The organism is Acidovorax cavernicola, assembly GCF_003581445.1.
On sequence record NZ_QXMN01000021.1, the window covers coordinates 21,194 to 46,740 of the forward strand.

General features: G+C 68.7%; 23 protein-coding genes. 6 read left to right on the forward strand and 17 right to left on the reverse strand.

All coding sequences use genetic code 11. The annotated features are described in order from the left end of the window. Positions 1-7: 7 nt before the first annotated feature. From D3H34_RS17200 to D3H34_RS17215, 4 genes are all read left to right on the forward strand, one after another. Positions 8-532 carry a GspH/FimT family pseudopilin gene (locus tag D3H34_RS17200; protein ID WP_119555253.1) on the forward strand — a complete coding sequence of 175 codons (525 nt, stop codon included), beginning with the start codon at positions 8-10 and terminating at the stop codon, positions 530-532. 125 nt (positions 533-657) lie between these two features. After that, positions 658-1,506, forward strand: a complete 849-nt coding sequence (locus D3H34_RS17205; RefSeq protein ID WP_119555108.1) for a DUF6502 family protein — start codon at positions 658-660, stop codon at positions 1,504-1,506. Next, positions 1,503-2,882 carry a DUF5666 domain-containing protein gene (locus D3H34_RS17210; RefSeq protein WP_119555110.1) on the forward strand — a complete coding sequence of 460 codons (1,380 nt, stop codon included), beginning with the start codon at positions 1,503-1,505 and terminating at the stop codon, positions 2,880-2,882. The genes D3H34_RS17205 and D3H34_RS17210 overlap by 4 nt, the downstream gene beginning before the upstream one ends. Before the next feature lie 101 nt (positions 2,883-2,983). Beyond that, positions 2,984-4,285, forward strand: coding sequence for an FAD-dependent oxidoreductase (locus tag D3H34_RS17215; protein WP_119555112.1), 1,302 nt, complete (start codon positions 2,984-2,986; stop codon positions 4,283-4,285). A gap of 38 nt (positions 4,286-4,323) precedes the next feature. On the opposite strand, the gene D3H34_RS17220 is transcribed toward D3H34_RS17215, so the two are convergent. After that, positions 4,324-4,890, reverse strand: a complete 567-nt coding sequence (locus tag D3H34_RS17220) for a C40 family peptidase (RefSeq protein WP_119555114.1) — start codon at positions 4,888-4,890, stop codon at positions 4,324-4,326. 216 nt (positions 4,891-5,106) lie between these two features. On the opposite strand from D3H34_RS17220, the gene D3H34_RS17225 reads away from it, so the two are divergent. After that, entirely contained in the window at positions 5,107-6,687 is a 1,581-nt protein-coding gene (locus tag D3H34_RS17225; RefSeq protein WP_119555116.1) for a serine hydrolase domain-containing protein, read from the forward strand. A gap of 52 nt (positions 6,688-6,739) precedes the next feature. Here D3H34_RS17225 and D3H34_RS17230 read toward each other — a convergent pair whose 3' ends face one another. The 12 genes from D3H34_RS17230 to D3H34_RS17285 all read right to left on the reverse strand — a co-directional run bounded on the left by D3H34_RS17230 (position 6,740) and on the right by D3H34_RS17285 (position 20,187). Beyond that, positions 6,740-7,378, reverse strand: a complete 639-nt coding sequence (locus tag D3H34_RS17230) for a DUF938 domain-containing protein (RefSeq protein ID WP_119555118.1) — start codon at positions 7,376-7,378, stop codon at positions 6,740-6,742. A 145-nt stretch (positions 7,379-7,523) separates the two neighbouring features. Then, entirely contained in the window at positions 7,524-8,696 is a 1,173-nt protein-coding gene (locus D3H34_RS17235; RefSeq protein WP_205736743.1) for a hypothetical protein, read from the reverse strand. A 495-nt stretch (positions 8,697-9,191) separates the two neighbouring features. Next, a complete protein-coding gene (locus tag D3H34_RS17240; protein ID WP_119555122.1) occupies positions 9,192-9,869 on the reverse strand; it encodes a response regulator transcription factor in 678 nt (225 codons plus the stop codon). Positions 9,870-9,874: 5 nt separating this feature from the next. After that, the gene (locus tag D3H34_RS17245; RefSeq protein WP_119555124.1) at positions 9,875-11,239 is read right to left on the reverse strand and encodes a cache domain-containing protein; all 1,365 of its coding nucleotides are present in this window, start codon (positions 11,237-11,239) and stop codon (positions 9,875-9,877) included. Between the two features lie 34 nt (positions 11,240-11,273). Next, the gene (locus D3H34_RS17250; protein ID WP_119555126.1) at positions 11,274-12,212 is read right to left on the reverse strand and encodes a VTT domain-containing protein; all 939 of its coding nucleotides are present in this window, start codon (positions 12,210-12,212) and stop codon (positions 11,274-11,276) included. A gap of 152 nt (positions 12,213-12,364) precedes the next feature. Then, positions 12,365-13,375, reverse strand: coding sequence for an aldo/keto reductase (locus D3H34_RS17255; protein ID WP_119555128.1), 1,011 nt, complete (start codon positions 13,373-13,375; stop codon positions 12,365-12,367). A gap of 90 nt (positions 13,376-13,465) precedes the next feature. Next, a complete protein-coding gene (locus tag D3H34_RS17260; RefSeq protein ID WP_286185846.1) occupies positions 13,466-15,022 on the reverse strand; it encodes an alkaline phosphatase D family protein in 1,557 nt (518 codons plus the stop codon). 31 nt (positions 15,023-15,053) lie between these two features. Further along, on the reverse strand, positions 15,054-16,319 hold the full coding sequence (locus tag D3H34_RS17265; protein WP_119555130.1) for an MFS transporter: 1,266 nt from the start codon (positions 16,317-16,319) through the stop codon (positions 15,054-15,056). Positions 16,320-16,434: 115 nt separating this feature from the next. Then, on the reverse strand, positions 16,435-17,211 hold the full coding sequence (locus tag D3H34_RS17270) for an enoyl-CoA hydratase/isomerase family protein (protein ID WP_119555132.1): 777 nt from the start codon (positions 17,209-17,211) through the stop codon (positions 16,435-16,437). After that, a complete protein-coding gene (locus D3H34_RS17275) occupies positions 17,208-18,176 on the reverse strand; it encodes a Bug family tripartite tricarboxylate transporter substrate binding protein (RefSeq protein WP_119555134.1) in 969 nt (322 codons plus the stop codon). Before D3H34_RS17275 ends, D3H34_RS17270 begins: the two co-directional genes overlap by 4 nt. Positions 18,177-18,238: 62 nt before the next feature. Next, positions 18,239-19,402, reverse strand: a complete 1,164-nt coding sequence (locus D3H34_RS17280; protein WP_119555136.1) for a CaiB/BaiF CoA transferase family protein — start codon at positions 19,400-19,402, stop codon at positions 18,239-18,241. Between the two features lie 2 nt (positions 19,403-19,404). Then, entirely contained in the window at positions 19,405-20,187 is a 783-nt protein-coding gene (locus D3H34_RS17285) for an enoyl-CoA hydratase-related protein (protein ID WP_119555138.1), read from the reverse strand. A gap of 99 nt (positions 20,188-20,286) precedes the next feature. Between D3H34_RS17285 and D3H34_RS17290 the strand changes: the two genes are divergently transcribed. Next, positions 20,287-21,102, forward strand: a complete 816-nt coding sequence (locus D3H34_RS17290) for an IclR family transcriptional regulator (protein ID WP_147400460.1) — start codon at positions 20,287-20,289, stop codon at positions 21,100-21,102. Positions 21,103-21,106: 4 nt separating this feature from the next. Here the strand turns inward: D3H34_RS17290 and urtE are convergent, their stop codons facing one another. From urtE to urtB, 4 genes are read right to left on the reverse strand one after another with little or no spacing between them, the layout of a single operon-like run. Continuing rightward, the gene (urtE, locus tag D3H34_RS17295; protein ID WP_119555142.1) at positions 21,107-21,799 is read right to left on the reverse strand and encodes an urea ABC transporter ATP-binding subunit UrtE; all 693 of its coding nucleotides are present in this window, start codon (positions 21,797-21,799) and stop codon (positions 21,107-21,109) included. Positions 21,800-21,815: 16 nt separating this feature from the next. Further along, positions 21,816-22,694: an urea ABC transporter ATP-binding protein UrtD gene (gene urtD, locus D3H34_RS17300; protein WP_119555144.1), complete on the reverse strand. Its 879-nt coding sequence runs from the start codon at positions 22,692-22,694 to the stop codon at positions 21,816-21,818. After that, positions 22,691-23,908 carry an urea ABC transporter permease subunit UrtC gene (gene urtC, locus D3H34_RS17305; protein WP_119555146.1) on the reverse strand — a complete coding sequence of 406 codons (1,218 nt, stop codon included), beginning with the start codon at positions 23,906-23,908 and terminating at the stop codon, positions 22,691-22,693. Before urtC ends, urtD begins: the two co-directional genes overlap by 4 nt. Beyond that, a complete protein-coding gene (urtB, locus tag D3H34_RS17310; RefSeq protein WP_119555148.1) occupies positions 23,905-25,452 on the reverse strand; it encodes an urea ABC transporter permease subunit UrtB in 1,548 nt (515 codons plus the stop codon). Before urtB ends, urtC begins: the two co-directional genes overlap by 4 nt. Positions 25,453-25,547: the final 95 nt, after the last annotated feature.

Here is a 25,547-nt window from a genome sequence, read left to right on the forward strand (position 1 = left end):
CTTCCGCATGCGCAACCTCCGCCCCGCCCGAGCCCGAGCCCGGGCGCGCGGCTTCACGCTGATCGAGCTGATGGTCACGATCGCCGTGCTGGTGGTGCTGATCGCCATCGCCGTGCCCTCGTTCGACAGCATCCGGCTGTCCACCCGCCTGAGCAGCTACGCCACCGCGCTGGTCGCGGGCAGCCAGCTGGCGCGCAGCGAGGCCATCAAGCGCAACGCCCCCATCACCCTGTGCGCCTCGTCCGACGGCACCAGCTGCAGCACCAACGGCCAATGGGAAGCCGGCTGGATCGTGCTCAGCGGCACGCAGGTGCTGCGCGTCGAATCCGCGGCGGCCAGCGGCTACCGGCTGCGCGAGGCCGGCGGCGCGAGCGCCGTCGTGTTCCAGGCCACCGGCCTGGGCGCCGGCCAGAGCCGCATCACCATCTGCCGCGCCACGCCCAGCGCCGACCAGTCGCGCGCCGTGAACATCAGCGCCACGGGGCGCACCACCGTCACCCGGTCGAGCAGCGGCACCTGCGCCGCGACCTGACCGGCAAGCCCGCCGGCCGAGGGGGTCCGCCGGACGAACGACAATAGCGCCCCGTGGCAAGGCCGGGCGCCGGTCCCGCCTTTCTTGCCTCAACGACCTTCACCAGGAACAACGCTCCCGCATTCATGGAACACCGGCTGGACTGGGCCCTTGCCGCCTGCGCTCGCATCCTCCGGCCCGTGGTCCGGCTGGCGCTCGCCATGGGCGTCAAGCACCCGCACCTCGAAGCCCTGCTGCGCGACCTGCTCATCGAGGAAGCCCAGCGCACATGGCGCGGCCAGGGCGTGCCCAAGCCCAACCTCAGCCAGATTTCGGTCACCACCGGGCTGAACCGCAAGGTCGTCACCGCCAAGGTCCGCGCCACCGTCGACCCGCTGCCCCACACCGAGCTGTCGGCGGCGGCCAAGACTTTTACGTTGTGGTTACAGATGACCACCGACGACGACACCCTGCGCCGCCTGCCCGTCGTCACCGAGGGTGACGGGCCGTCGTTCGAGCGCGTGGCCCGCCTGGCCAGCCGGGGCAACGTGCACCACCGCACCATCCTCGACGAACTGGTGCGCCTGCAGATGGTGGCCGAAAGCGACGGCACCGCCGAACTCACGGCCGACGGCTTCGTGCCGGTCGAAGACCTGCAATCGATGCTCGCCTTCCTGGGCGACAACGGCCGCGACCACCTGCTGGCCGCCGTCTCCAACACCCTGGGCGACACGCCCCGCATGCTCGAGCGCGCCGTGTACGCGCGCGGGCTCACGCTGGCCGACTGCACGGCCATCGAACGCCTCGTGCGCGAACGCTGGGCCGGCCTGCACCACGAACTGACCCGCGAGATGACCCAGGCCGTCGACCGCGTGCCCGCCGAGGCCAAGGCCACGACGAATGCGCGCATCCGCGTCGGCATCTACACGTACTACGAAGACGAAGAAGGCGCGTCCGCCCCCGGCGCAGCACAGAAAAAAGAGTCCCCCCGATGAACACGATCTCCCACTCCCTGCGACTCGCGCGCGGCCTGCTGATGGCCGGCGCCATGGCCCTGCTTCTCTCATGCGGAGGAGGCGGCGGTGGTGGCGGTAGCGGCACGCCGGGCTTCGGCGCCCTCGGCACCGCGGCCACCGGCACCGGCACCGGCGGTGGGGGCGGCGACGGCGGCGCAGGCCCGGGCGACGCCTCGGGCTCCGGCGGCAGCACGGGCAACGGCAGCACGGGCAACGGCAGCACCGGCGGCGACGGCACCAGCACGGCCGGCAACGGCTCGGGCGTGGGCCCCGGCGGCACCGGCGCGACCGCGGACGCCGCCGGCATCGGCGCGGCCGACGGCCTGGGCAGCGTGATCCTCAACGGCCTGCGCTACAACACCGACAGCGCCACCTTCAGCCTCGAGGACACCACCGAGCTGCAGATCGGCATGAGCGCGCGCATCGCCGGCAAGGTCGACGCCGACTTCACCAGCGGCATCGCCGCCACGGTCGTCTCGGCCGCCGAACTGCGCGGCGCCGTGTCGGTCATCGACCTGAAGGACGGCAGCTTCACCGTCATGGGCACCCGCGTGACCACCGACAACGCCACCGTCTGGGGTGACGCCAAGGGCGCCACCGACCTCGTCGACGGCGCCGTGGTGCAGGTGTGGGGCCTGCCCGCCGCACCGGGCATCCTGCGTGCCACGCGCATCCAGGTGACCCCCGCCACCACCGCCCCGCTGGTGACCGGCACCGTGCAGAACCTCGACCGCGGCGGCCAGCAGTTCACGCTCGGCCAGCTCACCATCGACTTCGGCACCGCCGCCTTCGGCACCGGCATCGATGCCGCGAGCCTGGCCAACGGCGCCATCGTCCGGGTGCGGGGCACGGCGGCGCCGACCGCCGGCCGCTTCACCGCGACCCAGGTGCAGGGCTGGTACGCCATTCCCACGGCCGACGGCATTGCGCTGCAACTGGCAGGCGTGGTCACCGACTTCGCCGCGCTGGGCGATTTCCGCGTGCTCGGCAACAAGATCGATGCGAGCAACGCACAGATCACCGGCGGGCCCAGCGGCTCCATCGGCAACGGCGTCAAGGTCGAGGTCGACGGCTTCCTGTCGAACCAGGTGCTCGTGGTGAAGAAGCTGCGCATCCGCCACGTGCCCGGCACCGGCGGACCGGTGTCGTTCACCGTCATCGGCCCCGTCAGCGGCTACCAGTCGGCGGCCGACTTCCAAGTCCGCGGCCAGCGCGTGGATGCCAGCGGCTCCGGTACCATCTTCGAAAACGGCACCGCCGCAGACCTGGGCAACGGCAAGCGCGTGACCGTCGTCGGCGACCGCGTGGTCGACGGCGTGCTCATTGCGCAACGCGTGAGCTTCACGCAGCCCTGACGTCCAGGCCCCGGCGGCCCGGCCGCGCAGTGCGTGCATCCCCTGCACGCACCGCGCTCCTACGGGCCACGCCCCACGGCGCGACCGGATCGATCGGAGCCATGGACACACACACCACCTCTGCCCCCGTTCCCACGTCGCCCCGCTGCTGCATCGCCGGCGGCGGCCCGGCCGGCATGGTGCTCGGCCTGCTGCTCGCGCGCGCTGGCGTGCCCGTGGTCGTGCTCGAGAAACACCTCGACTTCCTGCGCGACTTCCGGGGCGACACCGTGCACCCCTCGACCCTCGAGGTGCTGCACGAACTCGGCCTGCTCGACGCCTTCCTGCAGCGCCCGCACAACCGCATCGAGGAACTGCGCGGCACCTACGAGGGCCGCAGCGTGACCATTGCCGATTTCACCCGCCTGCCCACGCACTGCCGGTTCCTCGTGCTCATGCCGCAGTGGGAGTTCCTGGACTTCATGCACGACGAAGCCAGGCGCTATCCCGGCTTCGAGCTCTGGATGGACGCCGAAGCCACCGGCCTGCTGCAGGACAAGGGCCGCGTCAACGGCGTGAAGGTGCGGCGCGGCGCGCGCGCCGGCCACCCTGTCGACACCGAGCTGCACGCCTCCCTCATCGTGGCCGCCGACGGCCGCCACTCCACCTTGCGCGACGCGGCCGCGCTGCCGCACATGAGCTACGGCGCCCCCATCGACGTGCTGTGGATGCGCATTCCCAAGCTGCCCGGCGACCCCGAGGCCACCGGGGGGCACATCGGTCGGGGCCGCTTCCTGGTGACCCTCAACCGCGGCGACTACTGGCAGTGCGCCTTCGTCATCCGCAAGGGCGGCCACGCCGATCTGCGCGCGCACGGCATCGCCGCCTTCCATACCGAGATCGCGCGGGTCGCGCCCTTCCTGTCCAGCCGGCTGCTCTCGGCCCTGCCCGACTGGGACGCCGTGAAGCTGCTCGAAGTGACCGTCGACCGGCTCGAAGCCTGGGCCTGCCCCGGCCTGCTGTGCATCGGCGACGCCGCGCACGCCATGTCGCCCGTGGGCGGCGTGGGCATCAACCTCGCCGTGCAGGACGCCGTGGCCGCCGCCAACCTGCTGGCCGCGTCGCTGGCCGGCACCGCCACAGATAAAGAAATCGACAACCTGCTGCCCCAGCTGCAGCGCCGCCGCGAATGGCCCGTGCGCGTGACACAGGCCGCGCAGCGCTTCGTGCAAGACCGCGTGCTGCTGCCCGTGCTCAGCGGCAAGGCGGCCCTGAACGCGGCGGCATCGTCACCGACCGCGCCCCGCCCCATGCCCTGGCCCCTGCGCCTGCTGGCGCGCTGGCCGCGGCTGCGCACCCTGCCCGCGCGCGCCGTGGGCATCGGCGTGCGGCCCGAGCACGTGCAGTCGCCGCGGGCGGAGTAGCCGGCGAGCAACCGGTCAGATCGACCCGATCAACTGCATCAGCCGGGCCGGCGCACCTGCGTCGGCTGGCGCGACCAGTACACGCCGTCGAGCCGGTCCATCCGCACCTCGCCACCCGTGGACGGCGCGTGCACGAAGCGCCCGTCGCCCACATAGATGCCCGCATGCGTGGGCGCCGATGCGCCGAACAGCACAAGGTCGCCCGAGCGAATCTCCGACATCGCCACCGGCCGGCCGAAGCCCGCCATGCGCGACACCGTGCGCGGCGGCACCTGCCCCACGCTGTGGCGGTACACGTAGCCGATGAGCCCGCTGCAATCGAAACCGCCTTCGGGCGAATTGCCGCCATAGCGGTACGGCGTGCCCACCAGCCCCAGCGCATGGATCGTGATGCTGTTCGACTGCTCCGACGTCAGCGGCGGCATGTTGCTGCTGGGCACCGAACCACCCGGCGTGCGCGTCGATGGCGGGCTCGCGCAGCCGATGGCCAGGAGGCAGGCGGTGACGGCGGGGATCAGTCGGAGCAGCAGCCGCTGATGCTGCCGTGGCGGCGGTGACAACGATGCACGGGAACGAGAAGGCGTCGGCAAGGATGTGTCGAGCATGGGCGCGGGCCGGTCTTGTGGACGTGGGCCGACTCTAGCGCGAGTGGGCCGCGCGAGGATGAAGAGACGCGAGTGAAAACCTTCTCGCTACACCGCATGCATCGCACACGAAAACAGCTAGGCGCTTGCAGCTCGTGCACCCACAATCCCGCCCGTGTTGCAATTTGTGGCACGCCGCGCCCCTCCCGTATCGCAACGACCCACGAAGGACCTTCGATGAAGTGCTCGATCCGCCGCGCCCTCCTGACGACCGCCACGGCCGTGGGCCTCGCCGCATTGCTGGCTGCCTGCGGCGGTGGGGGAGGAGGCGGTGGCGGCGGTGGAGGCATCGGCATCGGCCTTGGCGGCTCACCCACGCCGACCGCACCGACCACCACGGCACAGCTGCCGGAGCGCGCCGCGCTCATCGCCCGCGCACGCGCCCTCGAACTCGACACGCCCTACGTGCCGCCGCCCGGCGATGTGCTGGAGCACCACACCTCCGGTTATGCCAAGACCATGTGCTCCGCCGTGTTCATCAGCGGCATCGACCCCGACGTTGCGGCCGAGAGCCTCGGCTACTTCGTCGCCCCGTACGACCAGCGCAAGAACGTCGGCAAGCCCGTGGTCGACCGTGTCAAGAAGGAAGTGCGCATCACCATGACGAACGGCACGACCCTCGTGGCGCGCCACTTCGGTTCGCAAGGCTGCATCACGCTGCCGGCCGGCAAGGACGACGTGCTCTTCACCCCCGTGGTCGTCAAGAGCACCCTGCCCGACCCCGCCACCCAGGCCTGGCCCATGGGCGACCAGCTGCCGACCGACGCGCCGCCCGCGCAGGTCGACATGGCCAAGATCAACCAGGCGGTCGATGCCGCATTCGGCACGGCGGAGGCCTACACCTCGGCCTTCGTCGTCACGCACAAGGGCCGCATCGTCGCCGAGCGCTACATGAACGGCATCGGCCCGACCACGCCGCTCGAATCGTGGTCGATGGGCAAGAGCGTCGTCGCCACGATGATGGGCGTGCTCATCAAGCAAGGCGCCTACACCCTGGACCAACCCGCGCCCATTCCCGAATGGCAAGGGCGCGACGACGGCCGCCAGAAGATCAAGATCTCCGACATCCTGCAGATGTCGAGCGGGCTGCGCATCAAGGCGCCGGACGACCCGGAGTACACGCCCGGCGGCACCTACCCCGACCACATCTACTACTACACCGGCCGCATCAACGCCTTCAACTACGCCGCCACGCGCCCACAGCAATGGCCACCCGGCGCCGTGGGCCGCTACCGCAACACCGACCCCGTGCTGGCCAACTACCTGGTGCGCCTCGCGGTCGAGAAGCGCGGCGAGGAGTACCTGTCGTTCCCGCAGCGCGCGCTGTTCGACAAGATCGGCATCCGCTCCATGGTCATCGAGACCGACCCCTACGGCAACTTCCTGACCCAGGGCTACGACTTCATGTCCGCGCGCGACTGGGCGCGCCTGGGCAACCTCTACCTGCAGGACGGCGTGTGGAACGGCGAACGGCTGCTGCCCGAAGGCTTCGTCAACTTCGTGAGCAGCGTGGCACCGGCCTGGGCCGCCGACAAGCGGCCCATCTACGGCGGCTTCTTCTGGATCAACGGCATGGGCGCGCTCGCGGCGCCCGCATCGGCCTACTACATGCTCGGCGCCGCAGGACAGTTCGTGGTGGTGATTCCGTCGCACGACCTCATCGTGGTGCGCATCGGCCATTCGAAGGGCGAGCGCTTCGCGGCCTCGACCCTGAACAAGGCACTGCCCCTGCTGACGAGCGCGGTGCCGTCGCACTGACCGGTTGCCCGTGCGGCCCTCGGCACGGCGTGCGCGTCCGTCGGTGGCCTCGTCAGGCCCCGAAAACCAGCAGCAGGTTGTTCGCAGGCATCACGTGCCGCGCGCGCAACGCGAGGCCGACACGGCGCGCCTCGGCCACCACATCCTCGATGCGCCGGATGCCCCACGCGGGATTGCGCGCGCGCAGGTCTTCGTCGAACGCCAGATTGCTCGGTGCTGTGGGGCCGTGCTGCGCTTCGTCTTCGAAGTAAGGCCCGTAGGTGATCAGCACGCCGCTGCCGGACCGCAGATGCCGCGCGGCACCGGCCATCAGCGCGGCGCATGCGGGCCATGGCGCGATGTGCAGCATGTTGGCGCAGTAGATGGCGTCGAACTTTTGGTTTTCTTCTTGAGCGAAGGCGGGGCCTTGCGAAGGCCACTGCGGCGCCATCACGTCGAGCAGCAGCGGCAGGCGCAGGTTGGGCAGCGCGGCCTGTTCAACCCGGCTGGCGATCGCGGGAAGCATGCGGGCGTCTGCGTCGGTGGGTTGCCAGATCCATGAAGGCATGGCGGCGGCGAACCAGGCGGCGTGTTGGCCTGTGCCGGAGGCGATTTCCAATGCCGAGCCTTGCTCGCCGAGGATGCGGGTCAGGGCTTCGAGGATGGGTTGTTTGTTGCGGTCGGCGGCGGGGCTGGAGGGAAGAGCGGACATCAAGTGCGATTTCGGGCTGGTACGGTTTGCAGGGTATCAAACCCACTCTTGCACGATTTGACTAGCACAGCAGCGCACTAGCGTCCTCGCTGGGTCTGCCAGATACAAGCGCCTGCTCCGCACCCTAGGCCGAAAAACACCATCCCTACTTGTAGAAATCCGGATAGAACACGCTCACCGGGTTGCCGACGCTCTCTGGATCTTCGATAGCCTTGCGCGCTTGGTTTGCAATCTCAGCGCGGTAAGTCTGAAGTTTCGGAACAAGGCTGTAGATATCACTCGTATCGAAGACCAGCGTGCGCGATTGATTGACGTCGAAGGGCAGCCGGTCAGCTTTCCGTATGAGCTGGACGACCGGAAGCCGAAGAGCGTGACGCAAAGCGACCTCGTAGAAAACGTTTGGGTTCAGATAGGAAAGGTCGGCAATCGCAAGTTTTGATTTCTTTAAATACTCCAAAACTTGCGTCGTGATCATTCCGGCCTCGCCAATCTGATCGGCCCGCACGACGGTCAGTCCCAATTCCGCAAGAGCTGGCTGCACAAGCGAGGACATGAAAAGGTCAGCATGCTTGCGTTCCACGCTGTCTTCCGCTCCGATCGGGGTGATGTAGAAACATACCTTTTCCCAGTCAGACGCGCTAGCGGAGTCATCCGCAACCTTCTTGACAATAGATGGCGCTGGCTGTGTCGCGGGTAGCCGCATTGTTGCGCCGGAACCGTCTGCGTGAGGAAGCTCTTCCAACAACTGCTCTATCGTAATGAGCGTTTCGGCCCCACCGATCGTTCTGAGGAGACCAAGGTCCTTGACGTTGACGATGAAAGTGTCAACGCATTCATCCAAATCGGGAACATTGATTCCCGAATCCCGCAAGACATCCTTGATGATCTCGCGCTCGGGAAGTCGCTTTCCTTTGTAGTGGTCGTATAGCAGCTTGAATGGAGCGACTCCATCAATCGACAAATCAAACGCTGCCTTGCGGCGTTCTCCTTCGGCTTTTGCTGGATTTACGGCGATGGCCCCGACAGCTGTCAGTTCGAAAAAATCAGCGGCGTATGAGCCTGTAGTGATCCCATATTTTCCAGAGTTGGTGATCATCATCTTCGTCGCACCACTAGTCGCTGACTTGCCCATTTTTTCTAGCAGAGTCAAGCGTCGCACTCGTTCGCCAGCAGCGTGCTGCATGATGGCATTTCCCAAGTCGAGTGCATCCTGAAATGACGAGGCGGGATAAGGGCGCGCGGTGCGCGTGCGAGTAGCCTCCATAGCTGGTTTCGATTGCTTCTTAGCCGCTACGGATTTTTTCTTTGCTGTTGCCACCGAAATCTCCTATTTACTGTCTTCAGCATCGAACCAGAGACTGCAAGTTAATGCGCCACGTCTGCGATTCAAGAATGCCCCACTAGTCACGCAAGCGTGCGTTTGAATGCCCAGCATAGCAGGCAATACGTAAATTCAGACTCGGCCGAGCCCCCGTCGAGCGACCTTAGCCTAGCTCAGTCAATGCCGAACTCCCTATGAGCGTTTTCCATCAGCTTTAGATGGCACGAAAAAAATTGGCTGATGTTGCTTAAACGTACGAATACATCGCAAGACTTACCCCGTAGCAGTCAGATCGAATAACTTATGCATTCGCAGCAAGTATTCGAGCACAGTGCTTCGAGTGGATATCGCTCAGCCTCAAACCGTGCATCAATATCAGTACCGAGACTAGCCCCTCACCGTCCCCAGTCTCCTGAAACAGCACCGCTGCCTCCCGAGCGAAATTCGAAGCGACCTTCCCGATGCCCTGCCCTCGCCTCAACGGCTAGCGCATCACCCCTGCCCGCCAAACTCCCGCGCATGCTCCACCGCGTACTTGATGAGTTCCGCCTGCCCTTCGATGCCCAGGCGCCGCTTGATGCTCTGGCGGTGCGCCTCCACGGTGCGCACGCTCAGGCCGAGGTCGCGCGCGATCTGCTTGCTTGATTCGCCGCGGCCGAGGGCGCTCAGGATTTCGCTCTCGCGTGGCGTGAGCAGCGGGCGCGGGGTCTGGTTGCGAAAGAGTTTTTTCGACACGGCCGGGCTCAGGAAGGTGCCGCCCGCCGACACGGCTTCGATGGCGGCCACGATCTCCGCGGCGGGCGCGTCTTTCAGCACGTAGCCGCGCGCGCCGACCTGCAGGGCCTTCTGCACGTACTCGGGGTTGTCGTACATGCTGAGCATGACGACGTGTGGCGCGCCTTGGTGCTGTGGTTGTTGTTGCAGCAGCAGCGCCGCCAGCTCGATGCCGTTCATGTCCTTCATGCCGACATCCATGAGCACCAGGTGCGGCTGCGCGGGGCCGACGAGCGCCAGCGCCTCGGCCGCGCTGCCGGCCTCGCCCACGATCTCCAGGCCGGGCATGGAGCCCAGGCGCGCGCGCAGGCCGTCGCGCACCAGCGGGTGGTCGTCGACGAGGAACAGGCGCACGACCGCAGGAGCGGCAGCAGCGTTGGCGGGGTCTTCTTTCATGGCCGCTATTCTGGCTTTGCGCGCCGCGCGGGCACTTCGGCCACGATGGAGGTGTGGCCCCGGCCCGAGCGCATGCGCAGTTGGCCTTCGATGGCCTCCATGCGCTCGCGCATGTTGCGCAGGCCGATGCCGCGGTGGGGGTCGAGCTGCATGGCCTCGACGTTGAAGCCCACGCCGTCGTCGCTGACTTCCAGGCGCACGGTCTCTTCGTCGAAGCCCAATGCGATGTGCACCTGCTGCGCGCGGGCGTGCTTGTGCACATTGGTCAGCGCTTCCTGCGCGACACGGAAGAACGCGGTCTTGGCCTCTTGCGACAGCTCGAAGGGCTCGCCCTCGACCATGATCGACGCGTCGATGCCGCCTTCTTCGCCGAACTCGGCACCCAGGCGCTCCAGCGCGGCGGGCAGGCCCAGGGTGTCGAGCAGCGCGGGGCGCAGCCGGTGCGAGATGCGGCGCACCTCGATGAGCGAATCGTTCAGCCGCTGCAGCGCCTTGCCGAGCGCAGGCGGTGCGGGTTGCTGCACGCGGTCGAGCGACTCGACGGCCGATTCGATCAGCAGCTTGGCCGACACCAGCGTCTGGCTGGTGCCGTCGTGCAGCTCGCGCGCGAGGTGGCCGCGCTCTTCTTCCTGCGACTGCACCACGCGGCGCGCGAGCAGGCGCAGCTTGGCTTCTGCCGTGCGGTGCTCGCTGAGGTTGAGCAGCACCCCGGCCGCGCTGACCACGCCCAGGCACAGCGCGGCGATGCCGGCGATCCACAGTAGCGTGGCGGTGACGTTGGCGTTCATCTGCCGATCGAGGGTGTCCATGGTCGACTGGATGTCGTCGAGGTACAGGCCGGTGCCGACCATCCAGTTCCAGCGCGGCAGCGCGGTGACATAGCCGAGCTTGGGCGCCATCTGCGCGCTCGAGGGCTTGCGCCATTCGTACTCGACATACGCGCCGCCCTTGTCGCGCGCACCCTTGATCAGCTCCTGGATGGTGAAGCGGCCATGCGAATCGCGCAGGCTCCAGAGGTTCTGGCCGACCAGCTCGGGCTGGCGCGAATGCATGAGCGAGTTGCCGTCCATGTCGTAGACGAAGAAGTAGCCGTCGTCGCCATAGTTGAGCGTGGCCAGGCGACGCAGCGCCTCGGCGCGCGTGGCCTCGTCGTCCTGGCCCGATTCGTACAGCGGCAGCAGGTTGCTCACGGCCAGGTCGACGTAGCTACGCAGCTCGCTGCGGCGCTGGGCCATGTAGCTGCGCTCGATGAGGGCCCGCTCGCGCTGGGCCAGATCGTGCTCCTGGTGGCGCACGGCCAGGGCCACCAGCACCAGCGCGATGAGCAGGGGCGCAACGGCCAGCGCGACGATCTTGGTGCGGAGGTTCATCGGCCGGGCGAGCGCCTCATGGGTCCCCGTGCGCTCAGTGCACGCTCGTCGGCCGCCCCGACGCCACCCACGCGTCGAGCCCGCCCGTGAGCGGCAGCGCCCGCCGCGCACCGCGTGCCAGCAGCACGCGCGCGGCCTGCGCGGCGGAGACTTCGTTGGGGCAGTTGCAGTACAGCACCACGTCGCGGTCGGGATCGAGGCTCAGGTCGAGGTTGCGCTGCTGCAGGGCCTTGAGGGTGTACGACAGCGCGCCCGGAATGCGGCGCGGGTCGACCTGCACGCCGGCTTCGCCGCGCACGTCGATCACCAGCGGGGGCACGTCGCCACTCATCAGGTCGAAGAGTTCGTCGACGCTGATGCGCGGCATGCCGGTGAGCTTGGCAAAGGCGCGGCGGCGCCAGTAGCGAACGGCGAGCATCACGAGCAGCACCACGCCGAGCGCGGCGGTGGCGATGCCGCCGGCCTGCGCCAGCACGGCGAGCACCTGCTGGATCTGGTCGCGAAAGAGCCAGCCGAGGCCGAGGAAGAGGCCCGTCCACACGAGCGCGGCCATGATGTCGAAGCCGACAAAGCGCCGCACCGACATGCCCAGCGCACCGGCCATGGGCGGCGCCACCACGGAAACGCCGGGCACGAACTTGGCGGCCACGAGCGACATGCCGCCCCAGTCGGAAATGAGCGATTCGCCGCGCCGCACGCACGAGTCCTGCGACAGCGAGATGCGGCACAGCAGCCGCATGAAGCGGTAGCCGAAGCGGCGCCCGGCGTAGTACCACGCACCGTCGCCCAGCAGGTTGGCGACCACGGCGGCCAGCACCACGCCGACCACCGACACGTCGCCCGCTGCGAGCAGAGCGCCAGTGACGACCAGCACGGCGGCGGCTGGCACGGGCAGGCCCAGGCGCGCGGCGAAGCTGGCGGCGAACACCACCAGGATCGCGTTCTGCACCAACAGCGACATCAGCTGCGCCATGCGGGCCGCCGTTCGGTCGTTGCCGGATGCCGCAGAGCGGCGCACCGGGAGGTGGGGTGGAAAGTCGTCATGCCGGGCGCGATTCTCCCGCATGGCCCAAGCACGTACTGCGCACAGGCCATCCGGGGCGCTGGCACCGCCCCACCGTGGACTCAGCGGGGGGCGTCGCCCTTGCGGTACTCGGCCGTGAGCGCGTCGAGCTTCTGTTTGAGCGCCGGGTCGAGGGTGTAGCTGGCGGCGGCGACGGTGGCGTCGAGCTGTTCGGGGCGGCTGGCGCCCAGCAGCGGCGCGGTGATGAGCGGGTTGGCCATGACCCAGGCCACCGCCAGCGTGGCCAGCGGCACGCCGGCCTCGTCGGCCAGCGCGTGCAGCTGCGTCACGGTCTGGAAGCTGCGCTCGTTCCAGTAGCGGTCCTGGTACATGCCGCCGGCGGTGCCGAGGGTGAAGCGAGTGTTTTCCTCGGGCTTGGCGCCGGGCTTGTACTTGCCGGTGAGCAGGCCGCCGGCCAGCGGGTTGTAGGGAATCACGCCCAGGCCTTCTTCGCTCGCGAGCGGCAGCAGCTCGCGCTCGATCTCGCGGAACAGCAGGCTGTAGCGCGGCTGCACCGACACGAAGCGCGTGAACCGGTGCAGGTCCGACTTGCCCAGCGCGCGGGCCAGCCGGTAGGCCAGGAAGTTCGACACGCCGATGTAGCGCGCGCGGCCCGACTTCACGATGACGTCGAGCGCCTCGAGGCTTTCCTCGAGCGGGGTCTCGCGGTCGTCCATGTGCAGCTGGTACAGGTCGACGTGGTCGGTCTTCAGGCGCTTGAGCGAAAGGTCGATGGCGTCTAGCAGGTGCTTGCGCGAGGCGCCCTGGTCCCACGGGTTCGGGCCGACCTTGTTGACGGCCTTGGTGGCAACCACGAAGCGGCGGCGCCCGGCGGGGCCCTGCTTCTCGAGCCAGTTGCCGATGATCTCTTCAGTGCGGCCGGTGGTCTCGATGGTGCCGCCCAGCGGGTACACGTCGGCGGTGTCGAGAAAGTTGATGCCGGCGTCAGCGGCCTTGTCCAGGATCTGATGCGACACGGCCTCGTCAGTCTGCAGGCCGAAGGTCATGGTGCCCAGGGCGAGGCGGGACACGGTGAGGCCGGTGCGGCCGAGGCGGGTGGTGGGGATGCTCATGCAGGCTCGCTCCGAGAAGGTGAGACAGGAGGGAAAAAGGGGCGGCGGCCATCATAGGCACGCCCACGCATTCCTGCAGGCGGCGGAGATTCAGGTGGATTCGAGGTGCACGCCGGGCGCGCCGCGCTCGACGGAAAAGCGGGCCATGGCCGCGACGGCGGAGTCGGCGTTCTTCTCGTCGTCGACCGCGCGGAACTCGACAGCGCAGCCGCGCGCGTCGAGCGTCATGAGGCCGTAGCCGCGCTTGTCGGCGCGGCCATAGCGCAGGTGTTCATTCTTCGCGCGCATGTGGGCCACGCTGGCGGCGCTCGGGCCTTCGGAGGTGATGGCGCCGCCGACGAACTCGGTCGCCACGACGGGGCCTTGCGACTCGCGGCGCAGGTCGGCGGCCCAGAAGGCGTGCACATCGCCACCGAGGACCAGCGCGTCGCCGCCGCGCGACTGGTTCGCCGCCAGGGCGTCGAGCAGGCGCGCGCGCGAAGCGGCGTAGCCGTCCCAGCCGTCCATCCAGTAGCCGTGCCCTTCGCCGCGCTGGCGGTCGGCCTCGGCCATGAGCGTGGGCTGGGCAATGACGGTCCAGCGCGCCAGCGGCGCCGCGAGTTCGTTCGCGAGCCAGGCCTCCTGCTGCATGCCGAGCAGGCTGCGCTCGGGTGCGAGGCGGTCGGCGCAGTCGGCCAGCGGCTTCGTGCTGCGCCCCGTGAGGCAGGCGTGGTGCGAACGGTACTGGCGCCCGTCGAGCAGCATCACATCGAGCATGCGGCCGAAGCGGTGGCGGCCGTAGATGGTGGCGCCGGCGCCGCGCGGACGCATGCGGGCGGGCACGGGCATGTGCTCGTACCAGGCCTGGTAGGCAGCCGCGCGAATCGCGAGGAACTGCGCAGGGTCAGGCGTGCGCGGCGAAACGTCGTCGGTGTAGTCGTTGGCGACCTCGTGGTCGTCCCAGGTCACGAGCCAGGGAAAGGCGGCGTGCGCGGCCTGCAGGTGCGGGTCGGTCTTGTAGAGCGCGTAGCGGTTGCGGAACCCCGCCAGGTCGGTGGGAATGCCACCTTCGTGCCTGCGCACATTGCGCGAGCCGCGCGAGCTTTCGTAGATGTAGTCGCCCAGGTGCACGACGAAGTCGAGCGGCTGCGCGGCCATGTCGCGGTAGGCGGCGTAGTAGCCCTCCTCGTACTGCTGGCAGGAAGCGAAGGCGAAGCGCAGCGGCTGCACGGCGGCGTCATCGTCGGCCGGCGCGGTGCGCGTGCGGCCGACGGGGCTGCGCACGCCGCCTGCGGTGAAGCGGTACCAGTACGGGCGGCCGGGTCGCAGCCCCTGCACTTCGACATGCACCGAGTGCGCCAGTTCGGCCTCGGCACGGGCCGTGCCGCGCGCGGCGATGCGGCGAAAGCGCTCGTCCTCGGCCACCTCCCATTGCACCGCCACGGGCGCATCGCCCATGCCGCCGCCCTGCAATGGCTCGGGCGCAAGCCGCGTCCACAGCACCACGCCGTCAGGCCGCGGCGAACCCGAAGCCACGCCCAGCGTGAACGGATCGCGCGCAGCCGAGGGCTGTGCACGCAGATGCAGGAAGGGATGGCCGAGCGCGGCGGCGGCGAGGCCGGTGTGCAGCAGGCGTCGGCGGGTAAAGAGCGGGGGTGTCATCGGCATGCAGCGCGCATGATGCCCCCGCCAGCGAATCTCAGCCTGCCGAACCTTCGCAGGCCACAGCCACCGGCCGCCGCGCATCGGCACGCGCGCTCGCGAGGGCCCAGGCGAAGATGCCCACGCCCGCCAGTGCCAGCAGTGCGCCGACCCAGCCGGTCGAGGTCCAGCCCAGGCCGGCCGCGATGGCGACGCCGCCGAGCCAGGCGCCGAGCGCGTTGGCCATGTTGAAGGCCGAGTGGTTGAGCGCGGCGGCGAGCGTCTGCGCGTCGCCGGCCACGTCCATCAGGCGGATCTGCAGGGCCGGGCCGATGGCGACGGTGGTGCCGATCAGGAACACGGTGAAGGCCGCCGTCACCACGTGGTGGGCCGCGAAGGTGAACACCGCGAGCACCAGCGCCGCATAGGCCAGGACGCCGCCGATGGTGCGCATCAGCGACTTGTCGGCCAGCCGCGAGCCGACGAGGTTGCCCACCACCATGCCCAGGCCGAACAGCGCGAGCACGAAGGGCACGCCGCCGACCGGCATGCCGGCCACCTCGATCAGCGTGGGCTTGATGTAGCTGAACACCGAGAACATGCCGCCGAAGCCGATGGCCGCGATGCCGAGCGTGAACCACACCTGCTTGCGCTTGAGCGCGCCGAGTTCGCGCCAAGGGCTGGCGCCGGCGGCGGGCGCCATGTCGGGAATGTCGCAGCGCAGCAGCGCAATGGCCACCAGCGCGATGACGCCCACGAACACGAAGGCCGCGCGCCAGCCGAAGTACTGCCCCAGCCAGGCCGCGATGGGCACGCCCACCAGCGTGGCGCCGGTGAGCCCCAGCATCACGAGGCCCACCGCCCTCGCCCGCCGCCCCGGCGGCGCGAGCGTGGCGGCCACGAGCGCGGCGACGCCGAAGTAGGTGCCGTGCGGCAGGCCGGTGGCAAAGCGCAGCAGGTTGAGCGACAGATAGCCGGGCGCCATCGCGCTGGCGAAGTTGCCGGCCGCGAACACGGCCATGAGCGCAATCAGCAGCGCGCGGCGGCGCCAGCCGGCGGCCAGCACCGCGAGCACCGGCGCGCCGATCACCACGCCCAGCGCGTAGGCGCTGATGACGTGGCCGGCCTGGGGAATGCTCACGCCGATGTCCTTCGCCACTTCGGGCAGCAGGCCCATGATGACGAACTCGCCGGTGCCGATGGCGAAGCCGCCGACGCCGAGCGCGAGCACGGCGCGCAGGAAGTTGGCCGGCTTGCCGGAAGGCAGGGAAAAGGAAGAAATGTCGGGTGCCGCGCTGTCCAGCGCGGGTGGGGAGGCGTTCAAGGCCAGGCTCCTGGGGGGGCCCGGCGGGCGCGGGCAAGGCCCGATTCTAGGGTAAACCCTTAAATTGTGAAGATACGCGGATGCGCCACATCGGTACCGTCGTGCAGCCGAGGCCTCAACGCCGCTGGAACTGCGGCGCCCGGCGCTCGGCCATGGCGCGCACGCCCTCCTTGAAATCGTCGGTCGCGAACTGCACGCGCTGCACGTCGCGCTCGTGCCGGTTGGCCTCGGTCACCGCATCGGCCAGGCCGCGCCGCAGGGTGGCGCGGGTGGCTTCCACGGCGAGCGGGGCCGACAGCGCGATCTCGACCGCGAGGGCCAATGCGCTGGCGCGCACTTCGTCGGCCGGCACCAGCAGGTCGACGAGGCCGATGCGCAGCGCCTCTTCGCCGCCGATGCGTCGCCCCGTGAAGAACAGCAGCCCGGCCTGCTGCGCTCCCACGAGGCGCGGCAGCGTCGCGCTCAGGCCGAAGCCCGGGTGAAAGCCGAGGCGGTTGAAGTTGGCGCTGAAGCGCGCCTCGGCGCAGCTCACGCGGAAGTCGGCAGCCACCGCGAGGCCGAGGCCCGCGCCCACCGCCGCGCCATGCACGGCGGCCACGATCGGCTTGGCGCAGCGAAAGAGACGCATCGCCTGCGCGTACAGCGGGCCGGGGTCGCGCGAGGTGCCATCGCCTTCGGCATCGTCGCCGCCGTTGAAGTCCGCGCCCGCACTGAAGGCGCGCCCTTCGGCGGCGAGCACGACGGCGCGGCAGTCGGGGTCGGCGTCGAGCCGATCGAGCGCATCGGCCAGCTCGCGCAGCAGCGCCTCGTTCACGTAGTTGAAAGGGCCGCGGCGGATTTCGAGCAGCGCCACATGCGCGTGGCCCGACTCGATGGATGCGATGTGGCTCATTGGACCTCCAGCTTGGCGATGTCGACGTAGCCCTTCCACTTCTCGCGCTCCTGGCGCTCGAAGGTGGCGAGTTCGGCGAGGCTGACCCTGGCCGGCGCGAAGGCAAAGCCCTCGAGCCGCGAACGGATCGGGTCGGTGGTCACGGCCTCGTTGATCCAGGTGTTGAGTTTCTGCTGCATGTCCACCGGCGTCGCGGCCGGCACCGCAATGCCGAGGAAGCCGCCGCGGATGGTGAACTTCGGGTACGTCTCGGCAATCAGCGGCAGCGCCGGGTAGCGCTTGAGCCGCGCGTCGCTGTGCACGGCCAGCGCGCGCAGCTGGCCCGACGACACGAAGGCGTCGCCCGCCACGGTGTCGGTGAACACCACCTGGATCTGCCCGGCGATGAGCTCGGACATCGCCTGGCTCACCTGCTTGTACGGAATGGCCGCAAGCTCGATGCCGGCCTCGTGCGCGAACAGCGCGCCTGTCACCTTGGAGGTCGCATTGAAGTGCCCGTAGTTGATGCTGCCCGGCGCCTTCTTCGCGGCGGCCACGAACTCCTGCAGCGTCTTGTACGGCGCGTCGGGCCGCACCAGCATGTAGGTGGAGCCGGGGCCGAAGGAGCCGACCAGCCGGAAGTCCTTGCCCGGGTCGTAGGGCAGCTTGCGAAACAGGCTGGGGTTCGCCAGGTGCGTGGACGTGGTGGCCAGCAGCAGCACGGAGCCGTCGGCCGGTGCATTGCGCACGGCTTCCACGCCGATGATGCCGTTGCCGCCGGGGCGGTTGTCGACCACCACCGCGCGGCCGGTCTTGCGCGTGAGGAACTCGGCCAGCATGCGCGCCGAGATGTCGCCCGAGCCGCCGGGGCCGAAGGGCACGATGATCTGGATCGGCTTGTCCTTGTCCTGTGCGTGCACGGTGCCTGCGGCACCGGCAGCGAACGGAAGGCCCGCCAGCCAGGCGAGGCAGTGTCTTCTTTGCATGGGATGTGTCTCCTGTCCTTGAATGTTCTGGATCTCGTTGCCGCGAAATGCCGCTGCGGCACTCAGCCGAGCGCGCCCGCGCCCAGGGCTTCGTTGTGCTCACCCACGTGGGGCGCGCGGGCCCGCACCTGCGGCCGCGCGCCGTCGAAGGACAGCGGCAGCCCGACGATGCGCAGCTCCTCGTCGGGCACGGTCTGGAAGATGCCGATGGCCTCGGTCTGCGGTTGCGCCAGCACCTGTGCGAAGTCCTGGATCGGCGCGCACGGAATGCCCAGCGGTTCCAGCGCGTCGAGCCATTGCTGCGTCGAGCGGGTGCGGAACACCGCTTCCAGCGCGGGGATGAGCACGGCCTTGTGCTGCACGCGCAATGCGTTGCTTGCAAAGCGCTCGTCGCGCGTCCACGCCTCGAAGCCCGCGGCGCGCGCGAGCTTGGCGAACAGCCGGTCGTTGGCGGCGGCCACGACGATCTCGCCGTCCTCGGTGGGCAGCGCCTGGAACACCACCACGTTGGGGTTGCCGCTGCGGTGGCGCTCGGGCTGCCGGCCGGTGGCGTGGAAGCCGGCCATCATCACCTGCAGCCAGCCCAATGCGGTCTCGAAGAGCGAGGTGTCGACCACGCAGCCCTGCCCCGTCGTCGCACGGCGCAGCAGCGCGGCGATGCAGCCCAGCGCCGCCCACAGGCCCGTACCCAGGTCGAGCACCTGCATGCCGACGCGCGCCGACGGGCCGTTCTCCGCGCCGTTGATACTGAAGATGCCCGCGAAGGCCTGCACCATCGGCTCGTAGCCCGGCGCCAGGCGCATCGGGCCCTTGTGCCCGAAGGCCCAGAGCGAGCAGTACACCAGCCGGGGGTTGAGCGCGCACAGCACGTCGGGGCCGAGCTCCAGCTCTTCGAGCGAACCGGGGCGCATGTTCTGAATGAACACATCGGCCTCGGCGGCATGCTCGCGCAGCCATTGCACGTGCGCGGGGTTCTTCAGGTCGAGCGCGATGCTCTTCTTGCCGTGGTTCATGGCCTGGAAGGTGGTCGCGGTGCCGCGCCAGAACGGCGGCCCCCAGCCGCGCGCGTCGTCGCCCGCGCCGGGCCGCTCGATCTTCACCACCTCGGCGCCGAGCGAGGACAGGATTTCTCCCGCGTAGGGCCCGGCGATGTTCTGCCCGACCTCGATGACCTTGATGCCGGCCAGCGGCTGCGCGGCCTGGATGTTTCGGAAGGGATTCGTCATGTTCAGCGTCCTGTGAATCGGGGGGCACGTTTGTCCAGGAAGTGCTGCACGCCCTCCCGGAAGTCTTCGGTGTCGCGGCAGGCCGCCATCTCACGGTCGGCACCGCGCGTCGCCTGGCCCAGGGTCTGGTAGCGGGCCGTGCGCAGCTGCTGCTTGATGACGCGGGTGGCACGCGGCGAGGCCGTGTTCGCGATGTCGGCGGCGCGCGCGAGCACCGCATCCAGAAAACCTTCGGCCGGCAGCAGGCAGGCCAGCCCCATCCCGTCCGCCTCTTCGGCCATCACGGTGCGGCCGGTCAGCAGGAGGTCGGCGGTGTGCATCGGGCCGATGAGGCGCGGCAGCAGCCAGGCCGTGCCGTGCTCCGCAACGAGGCCGCGACGCGCATAGGGAAAGCTGAGCTTGGCACCGGCCGCCACGTAGCGCAAATCGGCGTGCAGCGTGAGGCACAGGCCGACACCCGACGCCGCACCATTGATCGCTGCGATCAGCGGCTTGTCGAAGCCGCCGAGATAGCCGTAGCGCTGTGCGAGGTCGTCGTCCGAAGGTGCCTGCGGCACGGGCGGCCGGCCTGCGGCCAGCACCGCCATGTCCATGCCGGCGCAGAAGCCGCGCCCGGCGCCGGTCAGCACGGCGCAGCGCACGTCGTCGTCGGCCTGCGCGCGGCGGATGGCTTCGCGCAGTTCGGCCTCCAGCGTGGGCGTCCATGCATTGAGCCGGTCGGGGCGGTCGAAGGTGATCGAGGCCACGCGGCCTGTCACCGCGTACCTGAGTTCCGTGAATTCCAAGCGTGTCTCCGGTTCGTTGTCGCGCCCTGTACGGCGCATGGAGTCAGTATTCCGGTGCACCCTGTCGGTGACAATGCTGCAATTTCGGTCACCGAAATCATGGTCACGCCCCGCTCCTCCTCCACCCGGGCCCAGACGCAGACGACGGGCACCTTCGTGCGCAGCACGCCCGGCAGCCATTCGCTCGAGCGCGGGCTGGCGTTACTGCGTGCCTTCCGGCATGGGGTGGATGTGCTGACGAACGCCGAGCTGGCCGATCGCACGCAGCTGCCGCGGCCGACGGTGAGCCGCCTCACGCACTCCTTGGTGGATGCGGGCTTTCTCGCCTACGACCTGGAGCAGCGCGGCTACCGGCTGACGGCCGCATGCCTGACCCTCGCGCTGTCGTTTCGCAGCTCCGAACAGACGCTGGCGCAGGCCCTGCCGCTGATGCGTGCCCTCGCCGAAGGCCGGCGCGTGAACGTGGGCCTGGCCGTGGCCGACCAGCTGGAGATGGTGTACCTGGACTCGGTGCGCTTCAGCCGGCTGGGCATCTTCCGGCGCATCCTGCCGGGCTCGCGCCTGCCGATCGCGAGCACCTCACTCGGCTGCGCCTTCCTGGCCGGCATGCAGCCCGCCGAGCGCAAGGCCTTGCTGGGCCGGCTGCGCAAGGCGCATGGCAGCAGCGACTGGCCCGCGCTGCAGCGGCAGGTGGATGCCGCGCTGCGTGCCGTGGAGACGCAGGGCTTCTGTCACGCGAACTGGGCGGCGGGCATGACGGCAGTGGCGCTGCCGCTGCGCGCGCCGTCGGGCAGTCTCTACGCAATGAACGTGAGCTTTCCGACATCGGGCGAGGTGTCGGCGGACGCGCTGCAGGCGCACGCCGATCTGCTGCTGCGCCTGGCGGCCGATCTGCGCAAGACCTGGGCGCGGTAGCGAATCAGATCGCCACCAGCTGCCGCACGCCCTGCGCTTCCATGTCCTTGCCCAGGCCGCGCGCAATCACTTCGCCGCGCTCCATCACCAGGTAGTCGTCGGCCAGTTCCTGCGCGAAGTCGTAGTACTGCTCGCACAGCACGATGGCCATGTCGCCGCGGTCGGCGAGCATGCGGATGACGCGGCCGATGTCCTTGATGATGCTGGGCTGGATGCCCTCGGTGGGCTCGTCGAGGATCAGGAGCTTGGGCTTCGGCGCGAGGGCACGGGCGATGGCGAGCTGCTGCTGTTGCCCGCCCGAGAGGTCCCCGCCCCGGCGGTTGATCATCTGCTTGAGCACGGGGAACAGTTCGAACAGTTCCGAGGGAATCGGCGTGCCACCGCTCTTGTAGGCCAGGCCCATGCGCAAGTTCTCTTCGACCGTGAGCCGCGCGAAGATCTCGCGGCCCTGCGGCACGAAGCCGATGCCGGCGCGGGCGCGCTCGTAGGGTGTGGCCTTGTGGATCGGCTTGCCTTCGAGTTCGATGCTGCCGCTCTTGATGGGCACGAGGCCCATGAGCGACTTCAACAGCGTGGTCTTGCCGACGCCGTTGCGGCCCAGCAGCACGGTGACCTTGCCCAGGTGCGCCTCGAAGCTCACGTCCCGCAGGATGTGGGAGCCGCCGTAGTACTGGTGGATGTTCTTGACTGTCAGCATGGCGTCGGTTCCTCCGTCAGCGGCCCAGGTAGACCTCGATCACGCGCTCGTCGGCCTGCACCTCGTCGAGCGTGCCCTGCGCCAGCACCGAGCCGTCGCACAGCACGGTCACGATCTCGGAGATGGTGCGGATGAAGCTCATGTCGTGCTCCACAACCATCAGCGAGTGCTTGCCCTTGAGCGTGAGAAACAGCTCGGCCGTGCGTGCGGTTTCCTCGTCGGTCATGCCGGCCACGGGCTCGTCGAGCAGCAGCAGTTTCGGGTCCTGCATGAGCAGCATGCCGATCTCCAGCCACTGCTTCTGGCCGTGGCTGAGGTTGCCGGCCAGGCGCGAGACGCTGTCGGCCAGGTGGATGGTCTCCAGCACCTCGGCCAGGCGGTCGCTCTGCGCGGAGTCGAGCTTGAACAGCATCGACGCGCGCACGCCCTTGTCGGTCTTGAGCGCCAGCTCGAGGTTCTCGAACACGGTCAGGTGCTCGAACACCGTGGGCTTCTGGAACTTGCGGCCGATGCCCAGCTGCGCGATGTCGGCCTCGCGATGGCGCAGCAGGTCGATGGTGCTGCCGAAGAACACGGTGCCTTCGTCGGGGCGGGTCTTGCCGGTGATGATGTCCATCATCGTCGTCTTGCCCGCGCCGTTGGGGCCGATGATGCAGCGCAGCTCACCCGGCGCGATGTCCAGCGACAGCTTGTTGATGGCCTTGAAGCCGTCGAAGCTCACGCTCACGTCTTCGAGGTAGAGGATGCGGCCGTGCGTGATGTCGACCTCGCCCGGCGTGGCGATGCGGCTGAAGCCTGCCGTGCGGCCGCCCGATTCGGTCTGGCCCGTGGCCGTGTGCAGGCCAGCCGCGCGTGCGGCGCGCTCGGCGCCGGCTTCCATCAGGTCGGGCGTCATGCGCGGGCTCCCTTCGCATCCACGGGCAGCGAGACCAGGGCTTCGGGCTCGGCGCCCTTCTCCGCTGCGACGGCGCGGCTTGCAAGCTGCGCCGGCTCAGGCAATGCCTGCGTCTTCTCGCGCGACAGCCACTTGCGCACCAACCCCACGATGCCGTTCGGCAGGAACAGCGTGACAGCAATGAACAAGGCCCCCAGGAAGTACAGCCAGTACTCGGGGTAGGCCACGGTGAGCCAGCTCTTGGCGCCGTTGACGATGAAGGCGCCGATGATCGGCCCGATCAGCGTGGCACGCCCGCCCACCGCGGCCCACACCGCGATCTCGATGGAGTTGGCCGCGCTCATCTCGCCCGGGTTGATGATGCCGACCTGCGGCACGTACAGCGCACCGGCCACGCCGCACATGACGGCCGAGATGACCCAGATCGTGAGCTTGTACGGCAGCGGGTTGTAGCCCGAGAACATCACGCGCGTTTCGGCATCGCGGATGGCCTGCAGCACGCGGCCGAACTTGCTGCCGATGAGCCACTTGGCGAACAGGAAGAAGCCCAGCAACGTGAGGCCGGTGAGCGCGAAGAGCGTCATGCGCATCTCCTGCGTGGCGATGGGAATGTTCAGGATGCGCTTGAAGTCGGTGAAGCCGTTGTTGCCGCCGAAGCCCGTCTCGTTGCGGAAGAACAGCAGCATCGCCGCGAAGGTCATGGCCTGCGTGATGATCGAGAAGTACACGCCCTTGATGCGCGAGCGGAAGGCGAAGAAGCCGAACACGAAGGCGATGAGACCCGGCACCGCGACGATGAGCAGCAGCGTCATGCCGAAGCTGCCACTGAAAGTCCAGTGCCAGGGCAGCTCCTTCCAGTCGAGGAACACCATGAAGTCGGGCAGGTCGCTCTTGTAGTTGCCGTCGCGCCCGATCTGGCGCATGAGGTACATGCCCATCATGTAGCCGCCCAGCGCGAAGAAGAGGCCATGGCCCAGCGACAGGATGCCGGTGTAGCCCCAGATCAGGTCCATGGCCAGCGCGCAGATGGCGTAGCACATGATCTTTCCGACCAGCGCCACGGCGTAGTCGCTCATGTGCAGCGGACTGTCGGCCGGCACCCACATGTTGAGCACCGGCGCCAGCGCACACACCACGATGAGCGCGACGAAGAAGGCCGTCCAGCCCTTGCCGCTCAGCAGCGGCCCCTTGGTTGGCAACGTGACCTTGCTCATGCTTCCGCGCTCCGGCCTTTCATTGCGAAGATGCCTTGGGGGCGCTTCTGAATGAAGATGATGATGAAGACAAGCACCGCGATCTTCGCGAGCACCGCGCCCGCCCAGCCTTCGATGAACTTGTTGAGAATGCCCAGCCCCAGCGCCGCGTACACGGTGCCCGCGAGCTGGCCGACGCCACCCATCACGACCACCATGAAGCTGTCGACGATGTAGCTCTGGCCCAGGTCGGGGCCGACGTTGCCGATCTGGCTCAGCGCGCAGCCGGCAAGACCGGCGATGCCGGAGCCCAGCGCGAAGGCGTAGGTGTCGATGCGCGCGGTGTTCACGCCCATGCACGAGGCGATCGGGCGGTTCTGCGTGACGCCGCGCACGAACAGGCCGAGGCGCGTCTTGCCGATGAGCCAGCCCATCGCCAGCAACACCAGCGCCGCGAAGACGATGATGCAGATGCGGTTCCACGGCAGCGTGACGTTGCTCAGCATGGTGAAGCCGCCACTCATCCAGCCGGGGTTTTCCACGCCGACGTTCTGCGCGCCGAAGATGGAGCGCACGAGTTGCTGCAGCATCAGGCTGATGCCCCAGGTGGCCAGCAGCGTCTCGAGCGGGCGGCCGTAGAGGAAGCGGATCACGCCGCGTTCGAGCACCGCACCCACGAGCGCCGAGGCGAGGAAGGACACGGGAATCGCAGCGACCAGGTACCAGCCGAACGCCGCCTCGGGCATGTACTTCTGGAAGACGCCCTGCATCACGTAGGTGGCGTAGGCGCCGATCATCATCAGCTCGCCATGCGCCATGTTGATGACGCCCATGAGCCCGTAGGTGATGGCCAGGCCCAGCGCGGCGAGCAGCAGCACCGAGCCCAGGCTGATGCCGCTGAACACGGCGTTGATGCGGTCGCCCCAGACCAGCGCGCCGTCGATGTTCGCGATGGAGGCGGTGATGGCCGCCTTCACGTCGGCCTCGGTCTCGTCGGCCAGGCGCTGGTTGAGCAGCAGCTTGGTGTCGGGGCTGCGGTTGTTGCCAAGTTCCTTGGCGGCGGCGAGGCGCTTGGCCTTGTCCGCACTGGTGAGCATGCTGGCGGCGCGCACGAGCTCCAGCTGTGCCTTGATCTTCGGGTTGGTCTCGGCGGCCAGCGCCTTCTCGACCATCGGCAGGCGCGATTCGTCGGGCTCCTTGAACAGCGCCTGCGCCGCCTCGGCGCGCACCGCGTCGTCGGTGCTCGTGAGCTTGAGCGCGGCCTGCGCGGCATCGAGCGCGCCGCGCATGAGGTTGTTGTTGACGACGTCTTCGGCGGTGTCGGGCACCTTCAGCTCGGTGCCGGTGACGGGGTCGTAGCCTTTGTCGTCCTTCATCACGAAGACCTTGTCTTCGGTGTACTTGACCGCGTCGTCCGACATGGCCTGAATGAAGGCGGCGGTCTTGTCGTCGGCGGTGAGGACGGCCTTGTTGAGCGCGGCGATGCGGGCTTCGGAATCGCCGGAGGCAATGGCCTTCGCTTCGTCGGCGGTCAGCGCGTGGGCGGCCGATGCTGCGAGGAGCATGGCGGCGAAGGCGCAGTGAAGGGTTCGTCGAAGCATCATGAGATTCGTGTTGCTCCCTCTCCCCTTGGGGAGAGGGTTGGGGTGAGGGCTTGCAG

Excerpts from the sequence above, each read along its gene's own strand:
- D3H34_RS17200 (WP_119555253.1), top strand. The coding sequence starts at position 8 with ATGCGCAACCTCCGCCCCGCCCGAGCCCGAGCCCGGGCGCGCGGCTTC.
- D3H34_RS17205 (WP_119555108.1), top strand. The coding sequence starts at position 658 with ATGGAACACCGGCTGGACTGGGCCCTTGCCGCCTGCGCTCGCATCCTC.
- D3H34_RS17210 (WP_119555110.1), top strand. The coding sequence starts at position 1,503 with ATGAACACGATCTCCCACTCCCTGCGACTCGCGCGCGGCCTGCTGATG.
- D3H34_RS17215 (WP_119555112.1), top strand. The coding sequence starts at position 2,984 with ATGGACACACACACCACCTCTGCCCCCGTTCCCACGTCGCCCCGCTGC.
- D3H34_RS17220 (WP_119555114.1), bottom strand. The coding sequence starts at position 4,890 with ATGCTCGACACATCCTTGCCGACGCCTTCTCGTTCCCGTGCATCGTTG.
- D3H34_RS17225 (WP_119555116.1), top strand. The coding sequence starts at position 5,107 with ATGAAGTGCTCGATCCGCCGCGCCCTCCTGACGACCGCCACGGCCGTG.
- D3H34_RS17230 (WP_119555118.1), bottom strand. The coding sequence starts at position 7,378 with ATGTCCGCTCTTCCCTCCAGCCCCGCCGCCGACCGCAACAAACAACCC.
- D3H34_RS17240 (WP_119555122.1), bottom strand. The coding sequence starts at position 9,869 with ATGAAAGAAGACCCCGCCAACGCTGCTGCCGCTCCTGCGGTCGTGCGC.
- D3H34_RS17245 (WP_119555124.1), bottom strand. The coding sequence starts at position 11,239 with ATGAACCTCCGCACCAAGATCGTCGCGCTGGCCGTTGCGCCCCTGCTC.
- D3H34_RS17250 (WP_119555126.1), bottom strand. The coding sequence starts at position 12,212 with ATGGCGCAGCTGATGTCGCTGTTGGTGCAGAACGCGATCCTGGTGGTG.
- D3H34_RS17255 (WP_119555128.1), bottom strand. The coding sequence starts at position 13,375 with ATGAGCATCCCCACCACCCGCCTCGGCCGCACCGGCCTCACCGTGTCC.
- D3H34_RS17260 (WP_286185846.1), bottom strand. The coding sequence starts at position 15,022 with ATGCCGATGACACCCCCGCTCTTTACCCGCCGACGCCTGCTGCACACC.
- D3H34_RS17270 (WP_119555132.1), bottom strand. The coding sequence starts at position 17,211 with ATGAGCCACATCGCATCCATCGAGTCGGGCCACGCGCATGTGGCGCTG.
- D3H34_RS17275 (WP_119555134.1), bottom strand. The coding sequence starts at position 18,176 with ATGCAAAGAAGACACTGCCTCGCCTGGCTGGCGGGCCTTCCGTTCGCT.
- D3H34_RS17280 (WP_119555136.1), bottom strand. The coding sequence starts at position 19,402 with ATGACGAATCCCTTCCGAAACATCCAGGCCGCGCAGCCGCTGGCCGGC.
- D3H34_RS17290 (WP_147400460.1), top strand. The coding sequence starts at position 20,287 with ATGGTCACGCCCCGCTCCTCCTCCACCCGGGCCCAGACGCAGACGACG.
- urtE (WP_119555142.1), bottom strand. The coding sequence starts at position 21,799 with ATGCTGACAGTCAAGAACATCCACCAGTACTACGGCGGCTCCCACATC.
- urtD (WP_119555144.1), bottom strand. The coding sequence starts at position 22,694 with ATGACGCCCGACCTGATGGAAGCCGGCGCCGAGCGCGCCGCACGCGCG.
- urtC (WP_119555146.1), bottom strand. The coding sequence starts at position 23,908 with ATGAGCAAGGTCACGTTGCCAACCAAGGGGCCGCTGCTGAGCGGCAAG.
- urtB (WP_119555148.1), bottom strand. The coding sequence starts at position 25,452 with ATGCTCCTCGCAGCATCGGCCGCCCACGCGCTGACCGCCGACGAAGCG.